Origin of the sequence: Pseudoalteromonas sp. GW168-MNA-CIBAN-0100, from assembly GCF_040309225.1 — a bacterium.
Taxonomy (GTDB): Bacteria; Pseudomonadota; Gammaproteobacteria; order Enterobacterales; family Alteromonadaceae; genus Pseudoalteromonas; species Pseudoalteromonas arctica.
Genome location: NZ_JBEOOL010000016.1, coordinates 93,306 through 107,105 on the forward strand (window position 1 = coordinate 93,306; position 13,800 = coordinate 107,105).

The window sequence follows — 13,800 nt, forward strand, 5'->3', positions numbered from 1 at the left end:
TATAATCTGCATGATACCGATTAGTCACTGAAGGTAAAACCCTTTTAAGCAATTGTTTTATGTTAAGGGCGTTAAGGTAATGTTTTGACCACTGATAATGAAAAAAGTTTACAGCATATTGAAACGAATATTTTAAAAACTGAGTCTACTTGGTTTTTATATATAGTTGAAACACGATTTGGTCATTGGTACACAGGGATCACGACTAATGTTGAAAAACGCTTTGCAACTCATCAAGCTGGTAAAGGGGCTAAAAACCTTAGAGGAAAAGGGCCTCTTTTACTTATCCATCAACAACAAGTAGGTAATAAAAGTGAAGCAAGTAAGCTTGAGTATCAATTAAAAAAGCTTCCTAGAGCTAAAAAGGAAGCGTACGTTTCAGCATTTAATACTGGCGATAGCAAAAGTACTTAGTTTGTGTAAATTAAGCATATTCGTTATGAGCAAAAACTATCTTCGAATATAGCTTATGCTCATAGCTGGCGTGTAATATTAGAGTCGCTTAGCGATGCTTTTCAAAGGTAGCTACAAGCGCATCAAGTGTTTGTGCACTGTTGGCTAAGTCGCGAATCGCTTGCTCTGTATTGATTTGTTCGCTCATTGCTTTATCGCTAATTTCGCTAATTTGCTCAATATTACGACTTACATCGGCAACCACATTACTTTGCTGCTCAGTTGCAGTCGCTATAAGCGTAGCCATATCGTTTATTTGATTTGCTGTTTCGGTTATCGTATCAAGTAATTCAACAGAGCTTTGCATTGCACCAACGCTTTGCTGAGCTTTATCTTTCGATTGGCTAATATCATTAACTACATCATCAGATATTTTTGTAAGCTCTTCAATCATAGATTGAATTTCGGTGGTTGATTGCGATGTACGGTTTGCCAGTGCACGTACTTCATCAGCAACAACAGCAAAGCCGCGTCCGTGTTCACCTGCGCGAGCAGATTCAATTGCAGCATTTAAAGCAAGTAGATTAGTTTGATCCGATATGCCTCTAATTGAGTCCACAATACTTGCAATATCAACCGTTTTTTTAGAAAGCAAAGTAACTTGCTCTGTTATGCCATCAATATCGCTGGCAAGGGCTGATATAGTTGCTTGGCTTTGGAGTACTTGTTTGTGACTTTGAATGGTGTTTTCGCGGCTGTTATCGGTTAACTTAGCTGTATTTGCTGCGCTTTGCGCTATTTCTTGTACTGTAGCGCCCATTTCGTTGATTGCTGCTGCGACAGATATTGTTTGTTCTTTTTGGTTGTCTATTGCTTGGGAGTTTCGTTTTGCTTGTTCAAATACATGATCAGAGCTTTTTCTAATATCGTGACTTTCGCTGGCAACTTGAGTAATCGCTGTTTCTATTTTATTTATAAACTGGTTAAAGCCGTTACTTAGATTGTTAAGCTCTGGTTGGCTCGATTCTGGTAAGCGGTACGCTAAATTTGCATCGCCGGAGCCTAGGCGTGAAAATAACTCAGCCATTTTAGAAAGTGGAGATGAAAGTGAGCGAGCAAGCAAATAACTGATTAAACTCGCAACCAATGCTGTAATTACCGTAAAAGTAAATATTTGCCATTGCAGGGTGTTTACGCTTGCGAAAACTTCACTTTTTGGCACTTGGGCTACAACATATAAATCGGTGTTTTTAATAGGCATAGCAGCTACAAGTGTCGGTTCGCCATTTAAATTAATTTCTTCTAGTGCAAAGCCATTACTATTAAATAGTTGGCTGTGGATATTTGCAGTATATAAATCATCAATGTTTGCTTTAGCTACTTTACTTGCATCTTTATGAAGCTGAATCAATCCACTTTTATCTGCAATGAATACAAAGCCTGTTTGCTCAATTTTAAATTGCTGTAATAGCTTTTGCATATCAGTGATGCTTTTTGCAAGACCTGCTAAACCAGTCCCATTAGCCTGCTGATGATTTACAAACATTTTCACATCATTGGCTGACTCTTGATAAATACTGATAGAGTAAGGTTGTTTTGATTGCTTAAAAGCAAAGAACCAGCCATCGGCTGCATCGTTTTTTAACACACGCAAAAACCCATTCTGGTTCCAGTACTGTGCAGTGTCTCTATTTGCCCAAGATGCTGTGGCTAAATCGTATTGCTGGGCAACGCGATTTAATTCTTTTAATAGTAATGTATCGTCTTGGTTGTTTGATTGAGCCCATTGTAAAATAAATTCGTTTGATGATAGTTGCTGAGCAGCACCGAGTAACTCGTTGATTTCACCGCCTATGTGATTGCTGATTGTTTGCAGTTTACTAGGGAGCTCTGACTCAATCATACGTCGCTCAATAATATCCTCTGAGCTGTGTAGGGAAGTCAAACCAATCAGTGCGGCTACGCATATAGCAATAACACTGCCTAAAGCTGTGATTTTTTGAGTGATCGAAAGATTTTGTATCGTCATGATATTAATTAATTTTACAACTAAATAGAAAAACATATTAGCACATTATTTATTTGGAACTAAATATTGGCTAAGCAGAATAGGCAAAGATATACCAGATTGGTTAAAGTTTTATTAACAGGCATAAAAAAGCCCACATGCAAAAAGCATACGGGCTTGGTTTCTAACAAGCGAAACATTTATTGTTTAGGGTTAAACAATCTTTTTCATTGCTGACATGTAGCCACGTAATTTAGCACCTACTTTCTCAACTGGGTGTTCGCGCAATGCAGCGTTAATTTGAATTAATGTTTGGTTATCAACTTGGTTACTGTGCTCGCCAAGACCTTTACCGATAATGTCTGTATCAACGTTTTTCATAAAATCAGCAAGTAATGGTAAACATGCATGGTTATATAAATAACAGCCGTATTCTGCAGTATCAGAGATAGTACGGTTCATTTCAAAAAGCTTTTTACGCGCAATAGTATTGGCGATTAATGGCGTTTCGTGTAATGACTCGTAGTAAGCTGACTCTTCGATAATGCCGGCTGCTGTCATGGTTTCAAATGCAAGTTCAACACCTGCTTTAACCATTGCTACCATTAAAATACCGTTATCAAAAAATTCTTGTTCAGAGATTTCTACATCGCCAGCAGGGGTCTTTTCAAAGTTAGTTTCTGCTGTTTCTGCGCGCCATTTAAGTAAGTTTACGTCGTCGTTATTCCAGTCTTCCATCATAGTGCGTGAGAAAGTGCCGTCGATGATGTCATCTTGATGCTTATTATAAAGCGGACGCATAATTAGTTTTAGCTCTTCACTTAGTTCAAACGCTTTTACTTTTGCTGGGTTTGAAAGGCGGTCAAGCATGTTAGTAACGCCGCCGTACTTAAGTGCTTCGGTAATTACTTCCCAGCCGTATTGAATTAGTTTTGATGCATAACCCGCATCAACGCCTTTTTCTACCATTTTATCAAAACATAAAATAGAGCCAGTTTGTAACATGCCACATAAAATGGTTTGCTCGCCCATTAGGTCAGACTTAACCTCAGCAATAAATGATGATTTAAGTACACCTGCGCGATGTCCGCCAGTACCCGCTGCATACGCTTTAGCTTGTGCTAAACCAAGACCTTGAGGGTCATTTTCTGGGTGAACTGCGATCAGAGTTGGTACACCAAAACCGCGTTTGTATTCTTCACGTACTTCAGAACCAGGACACTTAGGCGCAACCATGATTACAGTAATGTCTTCACGTACTTGCATTCCTTCTTCAACGATATTAAAGCCATGAGAGTAAGCAAGGGTAGAGTCTTTTTTCATAAGTGGCATAATTGCACTTACTACAGCGGTATGTTGTTTATCTGGCGTTAAGTTAAGTACTACGTCAGCTGTAGGAATTAATTCTTCATAAGTACCAACAGTAAAACCGTTTTCAGATGCATTTAAAAATGATTGGCGACGCTCAGAAATAGCTGAAGCACGTAATGTGTAAGAAACATCTAAACCAGAGTCACGTAAGTTTAAGCCTTGGTTTAAACCTTGTGCGCCACAGCCTACAATAACTAGTTTTTTACCTTTAAGTGCGTCAACGCCATCGGCAAATTCGCCTGCGTCCATAAATTCACATTGCGCTAATTGCGCTAATTGCTCGCGTAAAGGTAAGGTATTGAAATAATTCGCCATTGTTAGTGTCCTATAAAGTCATGTTTGTTAGATGCGCAAGGTTTGTTGCGCTTACAAACACCATATGTAAAATCGTTGCTTGCGTAAAATGATATATTTGAATTAAAGTGTTTCATAATATGAAATACAGGGTTTAGCATGGATCATAAACATTTAAACTACTTTTTAGCGCTGGCTAAAACACTCCACTTTGGGCGCGCAAGCGAACTTTGCCACATAAGCGCACCCACTTTGAGCCGCAATATAAAACACTTGGAAGAAGAGGTAGGTGTTGCATTATTTGTACGCGATAACCGCAGTGTTAAATTAACGCGTGAAGGTGAGTCGTTTATTGATTACGCCACAGCGACGCTTGCTAATTGGCAGCGTTTTAAAACGAATGTAAAAGACCCACAACAACATATTTACGGCAAAGTAAGTATCTATTGCTCGGTTACTGCATCTTATAGTTTTTTACATCAAATATTAGAGCAGCTTCGTGCGCAGCATCAGTATATAGAAATAACATTAAATACAGGCGACCCTGCACTTGCTATAAATCGTGTGTTAGATGGGCATGAATTAATGGCTATTGCAGCTAAGCCAAATAAGTTACCGGCGCAAATTGCTTTTGTAGATATAGGGCACTCTCCGCTTTTATTAATTGGACCAAAAATTCAATGTCCGATCACAGAAAAATTAACACAAAATAGTGATGACATTAATTGGTCTGATTTAGAATTTATAGTGCCAGAACAAGGTTTTTCTCGCCAAAGGTTAGAACACTGGTGGCGCAAAAATAATATTCACGGGAAAATTTACGCACAAGTTGCTGGGCACGAAGCAATGGTATCTATGGTGAGCTTAGGATTAGGTGTCGCAATGGTCCCTAAAATAGTGCTAGATAACAGCCCGCTGCAAGATAAAGTACAAATACTAACACCAAAAATGCAAGCGCCTGATGGGTTTGATATTGGTTTGGCAGTATTAAGGAAAGAGTTAAATGACCCTGCAATCAGTGCTTTGTGGAATATTGCGCAAACTTTAGATGCAAAAGCGATTTAATGCGCGCAGAGAATAAGCAAGTTAGTTAAATAGTATGAATATAGGTTGCGTATAAGTTTACTATTACTTAACATTGAGCGCTAATAATAAAAACAATGACGCTTGAGAGTTTATTTATGAACCACGCCGTATCACTTGCTCATTCTGCTCAATGCCTAAAAAAGGCGATTCCTTTGATGGTAAAATACCGAATGCCGGTTACACCCATCAACTATGCAATTTGGTACTGTTATATTCAAGGAAACAAACCTTCATTAAATGCTGAGTTAGACCATGTTATTGCTCTGCAACAAACATGTTCACAAGACAAAGCAAAAGAAATTTTTGATAAACATTTAACGCAAGACGATCTCGTTTTTTTTCAAGAAATGACTGAAAAATTTCATACAACTATGGAGCAAGTTCAGCAAGATATAAGCACAACGCTTGATCACTCTAAAAGCTTTACGACGAGTTTAGTCGACTCACAAAATGAATTAAATATGCTTGTTGATGTAAACTCTTACAATGAGATACTAGGTTGTGTTGAGCGTTTAACCGACGATTCTATTGCAATGCAAGATTATGCTCGGGAGTTTCAGACTAAATTAGCCGTTGCCTACAATGAAATAAAAGATTTAAAAGAAGCACTCAATATTTCAAAGGAAGCAGCCGATACCGACACGCTTACGGGTTTTTATAATCGAGGTAAGTTTGATTCTGATATTGTAAACTTTTGCCTCGAATACTCAGAGCAAGCGCAAGAAGACTCTCTTGCCGTACTCATTATGTTTGATATTGATCATTTTAAGCGCTTTAACGATGATTTTGGCCATCAAAAGGGTGATGAAGTCCTTAGGCTAGTTGCTAAAAAAGTGAGAGAAAATACAACTGAAGCTGCAAATGTGTATAGATATGGTGGCGAGGAGTTTTGCATAACAGCCTACTTTGACACTATTAACGATATAATAGCATTTGCAGATTGTATTCGTTTAGCAATAGCAAAATTGGCGATTCGTAAAAAGCATGATGCAACTGCAAAACGTGCTATTTCAGCAAGTTTTGGCTTAGCAATTTTACGGCCATTTACAAATAGTTCTGTTTTAGTTGAGCGTGCAGATAGAGCTTTATACATTGCCAAAACACATGGACGAAATCGTATAGAAATAGCCCCTGATATTTAATAAGTACCAGAGGTTTTTGATTTATTTGGGTTAAAGCCGCTCAATTTAGGGCGATTTAATCCAACTTCAGTTTTGGTAAACAAGCAGGTAAAACCCAATAGAGCTGTAGCGAGTTAGCTCTTAGTAATTTTTTATTTGAATAATTGCATTTGCTACGTAGTGCCTCATTTTCAAAGTATCTTAAGGTACTATTAGTTAAAAACTACACAAGCAACTCAAAGTACAATCCTTAGACACAACTACCTTGAAAGATAAATAGTCCGAAAAGCATAAAGTTAACATTTTTGTATACAAATTGTGAATAATTGTAACCAGCTAGAGCTAGTTTAAAAAGACCTTGCTAGTATGGGGAACTCACTTATTTTGATACTTTGATTTACGCTGATGCGGTATGCCTTCTCATTATTAACAGCTCTATGTTTTAGCACTTTGTTTGTTTGCCTTTCGGTGCAAGCAACACAGGCAAGCAAGCATGCTGACGATTATACAGAGCAAGATATAACAACCGATCGTCTGCATTTGAGTTTAAGCGTGGGGGCTGGAGTTATAACCAACCCTTTGCATGGTGGAGATAATATTCCGCTCGTGCTTATTCCTCAAGTTGCGTTTTATGCAGAGCAATGGTTTTTTGATAATGGCCGTATTGGTTATTCATTTTTGCAAACCCCTAAGCATCACTTTAATCTAGTTGGTGAACTCAACTCTGAGTCTCGCTTTTTTATAGACTGGCACCCTAAAAATGTATTTTCACTACAAAGCAGTACTCTCAACAATCAGTTCGTAATGCAAGATGAAGCCTCGTCCTCTCGCTATGTTGATATTGATAATTTACATAAACGGCAAATTGCACTGGATGCGGGTATTGCATATCACTATGTAAATGAAGACCATGTTTTTTCGGTTCAGGCTCTGCATGATATAACCGATGTTTATCGAGGTGCACGCGCAGCATTGCAGTGGCAGTATCATACTGTGCTAGGAAAGCTCAAAATAAAGCCAACACTTGGAATAAACTATAAATCTGCGGAACTAAATAGCTATTTTTATGGACTTAATGAGGGTGAAACTCAATTTGGCAAAATAGACGTTGGTAGTAGTTGGCAACCTTATGCTAAAATCGACGCCCGTTGGCCACTGGGTAAGGCTGACTCTCTTCGTTTTCATGTAGCATATTACGACTATTCGGCTATGGATGGCAGTCCGCTCTTTGAACGTACTTATTCAATGACTGCATTTATAGGATTCGATCGTACTTTTTAATATGAAGTATTTAATATTAGTTGTCTTTATTACCACTTTTTTTAGTGGTTTTAGTGTGGCACAACCCCCTTTTTTTAGCGTTTCTCCAAAAGTCTGCGTTGTCTCTGAACAGCAGGGTTTTTGCGATCTTGATTTACAATTTAAATGGCAATTAAACGCCTACAGTGATGTCTGTTTGTATCAGCAAGAGCAACGGCTTCAATGCTGGGAGCAACAACTTTCTGGGCAATTTAATTATAAAGCGCGTGTTCAGGTGGAGACCATATACTCCTTAATCAATCCTCATACGGGTGTGTTAATAGCAAAAACACAGGTTGAAGTACAAAGCGCCCATGCTAAAAAAAATAGGCGTAGGCTTCGCTCTCCGTGGAGCTTTTTTTAATTTAGGAGCAACTAATGCCAAAAATTTTACTTGTTGAAGATGATCTCGGTTTACAACAACTAACAAAAGATTACCTTGAACATAATGGCCTTGAAGTCGAAGTATTAGAACGTGGTGACGAAGTGTTTAATTACCTAGAAAACAATACACCCGATTTAATGATTTTAGACGTTATGCTGCCAGGTAAAGATGGCTTTAGCGTTTGCCGCCAAGTGAGAGATAAGTTTACTCTACCAATTTTAATGTTGACTGCTAAAGGTGAAGACTTCGACCAAGTGCTTGGTTTAGAGCTTGGCGCTGATGATTATGTAATAAAACCAGCAGAGCCACGTGTATTACTAGCGCGAATTAATGCATTACTGCGTCGTGGACAACCCATAGTAAAATCAAGCGAAGAGCTCCAGTTTGGTGATTTAGTCATTGATAAAACAAGTCGTATTGTAAAACTAAGTGATTCGGAGATTGTATTAACTTCGCACGAGTTTGAGTTACTATGGCTATTAGCGTCAAATGCGGGTGAAGTACTAAGTCGAGAACATGTGCACCAGCATATGATTGGCCGCCAATACGATGGACTTGATAGAACTGTGGATGTACGCGTATCACGAATTCGTAAAAAATTAGGCGACAACAGCGATAAGCCGTATCGTATAAAAACTGTATGGGGACAAGGCTACTTATTTGTTTCTGATGCATGGGATCTTTAGAACTATTTAAGGTTAGTCGGCTTTAATGGGAAAACTGTTTACCAGCTTATATTTATATATCATCGTTTCTTTGTTTGTAGTAAGCGGTGTTATAGAGCAATTGTGGCCTTACGAAGAGTCGCAACAGCAGGTCTTCTTAGATGATGAGTTTGGGCAATCACTCTGGTTGCTCTCACAAACTCCAAATGGTCTTAAAAAATTAAAGCACAACTTTGAAAGTAAAGTTATTGAACGACGTGATTTAATACTCCCTCAAAAACAACAATCGCAGCTCAACCAAAACCACTACTTATACTTATACGATAAGCAACAACGCATTGTTTGGTATGTAGATCTCGGTAATGATTCATTACTTCAAGTAGGACCGGTAGGTGTATTAACGCAGGAATCATCTTCTGTTTGGCCGTATTTATTACTACTTATTATTGTAGGTATACCTGTTGGGCTGTGGAGCTTTTTACTATGGCGCGACTTTGCAAAGCTACGTAAAGCGTGTGAAGCGGTAGAGGGTTTGCAAGACTTTCAACTAAACGACTCTTCTAAGTCTTTCTTTTTACCTATTACTGATACATTAAAGGTAATGCAGCAACGTATTGAGTTTTTACTTAGTGCGCAGCAAGAACTTACCTCATCGGTGTCGCATGAGTTTAGAACACCACTAGCACGTTTAAAGTTTGCAATTGTAATGCTGCAAGAACAAATGCTTGACGTAAAAGGTGAGAAATACCTAACAAACATGCAAACAGACATTAGCGAGCTTGAGTCACTAGTTTCTGAAATGCTTGAATACGCGCGATTAGACTCTCAACAACCTAGTTTACAGCCAATAAACTGTGACTTAGCTGGGCTGGTAAAAACAACTGTTGAAAAGCTAAACTTTGAAGCCCGAACCACGCTCTCTGTAAACCTCCCTGAGCATTTAAATTACTACTGTGATAGCCATTTTATGGCGCGAGTATTTCAAAATTTAATTGGCAATGCGCTCAAATATACCCATAAAAAAGTCAAAATTTCATTGCTACAAGAGACAAAACACATCGTATTGATTGTTGAAGATGATGGGGAGGGGATAGCTCCCGCTGAGCGAGAAAATGTATTTAAACCTTTTACTCGACTAGATAAAAGTAGAGGCAAGGATACCGGTGGTTTTGGTTTAGGACTCGCTATAGTTGCTAAAATTGTATCGTGGCACCAAGGAGAGTGTAAAGCAGAAAACTCAAGCTTAGGTGGTGCTAAATTTATTGTATATTTACCCCTCAAATTAAAGACATAAAAAAAGCGCCTAGAGGCGCTTTTTTTGCGGTTAAAAACCAAAATCAACAAGTAGCAATATAATAGACCGCAAGTACTTAAAAAAGTTCTCAACTATTTTTATTTTTTTCAAGTAATGGCATTAACATTTGCTCAAGGCCATTTAGTTTTACCTCATACATCATCGCAAGTTGACTCCCTAGTTTTGAGTCAGGAAACCCTTGCTGATTAAACCAGACTAAATAAGGCTCTGGCAGTAAAAGCAATGGCCGTCCTGCATATTTTCCAAACGGCATTATGGTATTAATAGCTATTTTTAGTTGTTTTGGATCCATAAAAACTACTTATGTATTTAAAGTATGCGTAAGTGTAAGGGATTTTAGAGATATAAAATAGGCTGTGACGGGCAAGAAACAGCCTATTTTGCGAGGGAGTAGGCCCTCTGATTTAATAATTTTATGTTGATATAAACCTAGTTGAACTTTAATTAGCTGGGATCTAATTAAGTTATTATTAGAACATGGGTTCTTATTTAACCAACACAGTTAGTCTACCTGTTTTTCATTGTTGTGGTGAATTGGCTTGTAAAGGAATGTAAATAGAATTGCTTTTTATTTAAAAACTAATAACAAAGCCTTAACTGATTAAGGCCTTGTTATATTATAGACGTCATAAAAAGTAATTATTCGTTAAATAGTTCTTGTTTAACGTGCTCTGCAAAACCACTACCGGCTTCTAGGTAAAAGTTATAAGTAGAATGAACACCCATTTCTTCTAGTTCTTTTTGTTGATCAGGGTAGTTTGCAATAGCTGTTACTTGACCTTTATAACCAGAGGCTTGTAGTTGCTCTAAGGCAAAAATATTTTGCATGTGTTTTGGCATCGCAAGCATAACCATTTCTACTTGCGAGTGATTTACTCGTTGCCAAAAGTCAGGGTCGGTTGCATCAGCAATTAAGACGTTGCGGCCTCTGTTAACGTGCTTATCTACCACCTCAGGTTTTATATCTATACCTGCAACAACATTTGGGTGAGTCGCGTTGATAGTCTCATAAGCACCAGTACCAATCCGTCCCATGCCAAAAATGACTATTCTAGTATCGTTAAGGTTAACAGGTAGCTCTTCAGCTAAACGAGTTTTGCTTTCGAACTTTAATAACCAGTGCTCTATTTTTACGTACAACTCGTTTGAACGCTTATTTAATGGGGAGGCAATTATAAAGGTAATAGAAACAGCAATTGCCATTACAGCTAGCCACTCAGAGGTGATCATGCCTGTAGTTGCAGCCACTGCACATACAATTAAACCAAACTCACTGTAGTTAGATAAGCTAAAAGCAGTAAGTAATGATGTACGCGCGCGTAGTTTAAATATATTAGTGAACACATAATAAAGCGCTATTTTAACGGGTAATACTAAAATAAGTATAATAGCAACAATCAAGGAGTTAGTGGTTAGCTCTGCGCTCAAACCAATACTTAAGAAGAAGCCAACTAGCAATATGTCCTTTAAATTAAGCAGGGATTTTGATAGCTCGCCTGCCTTTTTGTGAGGGGCAAACATCATTCCTATTATTAATGCACCTAAATCGCCTTTTAGGCCTGCAAATTCAAATGCATGATAACCAGCAACTAGAGCAAAGAAAAAACCAAACAATGGTAATAGTTCACCATGTTTAGATCGGTTCAATACGCCATACATTACAGGTCGTAATAAAGGCAAAGCAATTATTAGTGCAATTGCCCATAAATTTGGGACTTTACCGGTGCTAATAGCTAAAAAGATAACAGCAAAGATATCTTGCATTACCAATATACCAATGGCTATTTTACCGTGTAAGCTTGCCATTTCCCCGCGTTCTTCAAGCACTTTTACTGCAAATACAGTACTCGAAAAACTCAGTGCAAACCCAACTAATAAAGCACTTTGCCAACTTAAATCAACAAATAGTGGAATAGCGAATACGCCAAGTAACAGCATAAAACCACTAAATAACGCACTGCTAAAAATGATATGCAATGTTGCAGGTGCCCAAACTTGAGGTTTAATTAAACTGTTAACTTTAAGTTTCAAGCCAATACTAAAAAGAAGAAGGGTAACGCCAAGGGCTGCAATTGTATCGAGCAACTCTGTACTTTTATATCCTGATAAATTTAAAGCAAAGCCTGCTAATAAAAATCCAATAAGAGGAGGTAGTTTTAATTGATAAACGGCAAAACCACAAACAAACGCGGCAGCAAAATAGATTAGTTCCATAATTCTTAATATCACTTCATTTGGTGTTGCAGTGTAACGAAAAATTTATGCCATTGAAAATATAATAGACCTAAAAATGAACGCGTCTAATCAATTACTTGCCTTGCTGCGTATGAAAAATGCGCATTAAACACTTATTTAATCGTAAATAGTATGTAAATAACATTTTTTCACTGACATTAGCTTTTAAATATGGTTAAGATGCGATAACGAAGAAGTTTAAGCCAGAGCAAATAATAGAGCAGCTCAGCTTAAGGAGAGAGATATGTTTAAAAAGATTTTAGCGTCGGTAGGTATTGGTGCTGCAAAAGTAGACACTATTTTAGAAACTGAACACCTACAACCAGGTCAACTTTTTAACGCACAAATAGTTATCACAGCTGGGGATGTTAGCCAAGATATCGCAGGCTTAGATTTATTATTAATGACTCGTGTTAAAGTTGCGGGTGATGATGGCGATTATTTTACTAATCATGTAATTGAGCAATGGCGAATTACAGATATTGGTACAATTGAGCCAGGCGAAGTTAAAAACATCCCTTTTGAAGCACGTCTTCATTCTGAAACACCTATTACAGAAATTAATGCAGGTTATAATCAATCACATGTATGGCTAGAAACAGGCCTAGATATAGACTTAGCACTTGACCCAACAGATAAAGATCATTTACACATTTACCCTAATGAAGCGGTTAAAACGTGTATGCAAGCGATGGAAAAGTTAGGTTTTAGTTTAATGAAAGCTGACGTAGAAAAAGGCCACTTACGGGCTTCAACTTTTCAGTCATTATCTGGGTGTTACCAAGAACTTGAGTATAAACCTAATAGCCGCAGCTTATTTGGCATTCAGGAGATTGAATTATCGTTTGTACCAGAGGCACATAAAACACATGTGCTTATAGAGCTAGACAGAGCCTTTAAAGGCGATGGTTATGTAGATTTGACCATAGAGCACGATCATGTGAATCTATCGCAGTTGTGTGATCAGCTAGAGCGCTTATTTACTTAGTATAAGCTAACTAAGCTAACGAGTGATTTTAATAAACCCAGCCTAAGCTGGGTTTTTTGCTTATAGGATTTAATATGCAGTTTAAATGTGAGCAGTTTGACGCTTTTGATACACAGACTCTTTTTATTATTATGCGTGGGCGGGTTGATGTGTTTGTTGTAGAACAAAAATGTCCTTACCCTGAACTTGATGATGTAGATATTGCTTTAAATACACAGCATTTATATACATTGGATAATGGGCAACTACAAACTTATGCGCGTTGTTATGACAAAAGTGAGCAATACAGCGCAATAGGTCGCGTGCTAGTAAGTGAAAGAGCGCGTGGCAATGGGTATGCAACTTTACTTATTACTGAAGCTATAGACTGCTGCAAAGCACAATGGCCTGAGCGAGATATTTATATAGGTGCACAAACTTACTTGCTTGATTTTTACCGCTCTTTTGGCTTTGAGGATTATAAAAGTGAATATTTAGAAGACGGTATACCTCATCAAGATATGATTTTAAAACTCACTAAATAAATCCAATTTAAGCAGCTATAAAAAAGCCCACTAATGTGGTAATGCAGATCGTTTAAGCTAATTGAACGATCTTTCAAAGGGCTCATAATAGGCTACAACAGAAGTTGTGGCCTATT

13 protein-coding genes are annotated in these 13,800 nt (G+C 37.8%); 9 read left to right on the forward strand and 4 right to left on the reverse strand.

The genetic code is table 11. The annotated features are described in order from the left end of the window. Positions 1-84 precede the first annotated feature (84 nt). On the forward strand, positions 85-414 hold the full coding sequence (locus AAEY62_RS11580; RefSeq protein WP_007584123.1) for a GIY-YIG nuclease family protein: 330 nt from the start codon (positions 85-87) through the stop codon (positions 412-414). A gap of 88 nt (positions 415-502) precedes the next feature. Here AAEY62_RS11580 and AAEY62_RS11585 read toward each other — a convergent pair whose 3' ends face one another. Continuing rightward, the gene (locus tag AAEY62_RS11585; protein ID WP_024589916.1) at positions 503-2,422 is read right to left on the reverse strand and encodes a methyl-accepting chemotaxis protein; all 1,920 of its coding nucleotides are present in this window, start codon (positions 2,420-2,422) and stop codon (positions 503-505) included. A 192-nt stretch (positions 2,423-2,614) separates the two neighbouring features. Further along, positions 2,615-4,087, reverse strand: coding sequence for a ketol-acid reductoisomerase (gene ilvC, locus AAEY62_RS11590; protein WP_024589917.1), 1,473 nt, complete (start codon positions 4,085-4,087; stop codon positions 2,615-2,617). A 138-nt stretch (positions 4,088-4,225) separates the two neighbouring features. Here ilvC and ilvY point away from each other — a divergent pair, with 138 nt between their 5' ends. The 6 genes from ilvY to AAEY62_RS11620 all read left to right on the forward strand — a co-directional run bounded on the left by ilvY (position 4,226) and on the right by AAEY62_RS11620 (position 9,916). Then, on the forward strand, positions 4,226-5,131 hold the full coding sequence (gene ilvY, locus AAEY62_RS11595; RefSeq protein WP_024589918.1) for an HTH-type transcriptional activator IlvY: 906 nt from the start codon (positions 4,226-4,228) through the stop codon (positions 5,129-5,131). 116 nt (positions 5,132-5,247) lie between these two features. Beyond that, positions 5,248-6,294: a GGDEF domain-containing protein gene (locus AAEY62_RS11600; RefSeq protein ID WP_024589919.1), complete on the forward strand. Its 1,047-nt coding sequence runs from the start codon at positions 5,248-5,250 to the stop codon at positions 6,292-6,294. A gap of 447 nt (positions 6,295-6,741) precedes the next feature. Then, positions 6,742-7,554: a MipA/OmpV family protein gene (locus tag AAEY62_RS11605; RefSeq protein ID WP_350634973.1), complete on the forward strand. Its 813-nt coding sequence runs from the start codon at positions 6,742-6,744 to the stop codon at positions 7,552-7,554. Between the two features lies 1 nt (position 7,555). Next, a complete protein-coding gene (locus tag AAEY62_RS11610; RefSeq protein ID WP_024589921.1) occupies positions 7,556-7,936 on the forward strand; it encodes a DUF3019 domain-containing protein in 381 nt (126 codons plus the stop codon). 14 nt (positions 7,937-7,950) lie between these two features. Beyond that, on the forward strand, positions 7,951-8,643 hold the full coding sequence (locus AAEY62_RS11615; protein ID WP_024589922.1) for a response regulator: 693 nt from the start codon (positions 7,951-7,953) through the stop codon (positions 8,641-8,643). 25 nt (positions 8,644-8,668) lie between these two features. Then, positions 8,669-9,916, forward strand: a complete 1,248-nt coding sequence (locus AAEY62_RS11620) for an ATP-binding protein (RefSeq protein ID WP_024589923.1) — start codon at positions 8,669-8,671, stop codon at positions 9,914-9,916. An 88-nt stretch (positions 9,917-10,004) separates the two neighbouring features. Here the strand turns inward: AAEY62_RS11620 and AAEY62_RS11625 are convergent, their stop codons facing one another. Together AAEY62_RS11625 and AAEY62_RS11630 are read right to left on the reverse strand one after the other, a co-directional pair. Next, positions 10,005-10,229 (reverse strand): DUF3820 family protein, encoded by a 225-nt coding sequence (locus AAEY62_RS11625; RefSeq protein WP_007586607.1) that lies wholly within the window; start codon positions 10,227-10,229, stop codon positions 10,005-10,007. Between the two features lie 347 nt (positions 10,230-10,576). Further along, positions 10,577-12,151: a cation:proton antiporter domain-containing protein gene (locus AAEY62_RS11630; RefSeq protein WP_007586608.1), complete on the reverse strand. Its 1,575-nt coding sequence runs from the start codon at positions 12,149-12,151 to the stop codon at positions 10,577-10,579. A gap of 265 nt (positions 12,152-12,416) precedes the next feature. Here AAEY62_RS11630 and AAEY62_RS11635 point away from each other — a divergent pair, with 265 nt between their 5' ends. Beyond that, positions 12,417-13,160, forward strand: a complete 744-nt coding sequence (locus AAEY62_RS11635; RefSeq protein ID WP_007586609.1) for a sporulation protein — start codon at positions 12,417-12,419, stop codon at positions 13,158-13,160. Between the two features lie 74 nt (positions 13,161-13,234). Further along, positions 13,235-13,684, forward strand: a complete 450-nt coding sequence (locus tag AAEY62_RS11640; RefSeq protein WP_024589924.1) for a GNAT family N-acetyltransferase — start codon at positions 13,235-13,237, stop codon at positions 13,682-13,684. Positions 13,685-13,800 lie beyond the last annotated feature (116 nt).

Coding starts and splice junctions, on each gene's coding strand:
- AAEY62_RS11585 (WP_024589916.1), bottom strand. CDS start 2,422: ATGACGATACAAAATCTTTCGATCACTCAAAAAATCACAGCTTTAGGC.
- ilvC (WP_024589917.1), bottom strand. CDS start 4,087: ATGGCGAATTATTTCAATACCTTACCTTTACGCGAGCAATTAGCGCAA.
- ilvY (WP_024589918.1), top strand. CDS start 4,226: ATGGATCATAAACATTTAAACTACTTTTTAGCGCTGGCTAAAACACTC.
- AAEY62_RS11600 (WP_024589919.1), top strand. CDS start 5,248: ATGAACCACGCCGTATCACTTGCTCATTCTGCTCAATGCCTAAAAAAG.
- AAEY62_RS11610 (WP_024589921.1), top strand. CDS start 7,556: ATGAAGTATTTAATATTAGTTGTCTTTATTACCACTTTTTTTAGTGGT.
- AAEY62_RS11615 (WP_024589922.1), top strand. CDS start 7,951: ATGCCAAAAATTTTACTTGTTGAAGATGATCTCGGTTTACAACAACTA.
- AAEY62_RS11620 (WP_024589923.1), top strand. CDS start 8,669: ATGGGAAAACTGTTTACCAGCTTATATTTATATATCATCGTTTCTTTG.
- AAEY62_RS11625 (WP_007586607.1), bottom strand. CDS start 10,229: ATGGATCCAAAACAACTAAAAATAGCTATTAATACCATAATGCCGTTT.
- AAEY62_RS11630 (WP_007586608.1), bottom strand. CDS start 12,151: ATGGAACTAATCTATTTTGCTGCCGCGTTTGTTTGTGGTTTTGCCGTT.
- AAEY62_RS11635 (WP_007586609.1), top strand. CDS start 12,417: ATGTTTAAAAAGATTTTAGCGTCGGTAGGTATTGGTGCTGCAAAAGTA.
- AAEY62_RS11640 (WP_024589924.1), top strand. CDS start 13,235: ATGCAGTTTAAATGTGAGCAGTTTGACGCTTTTGATACACAGACTCTT.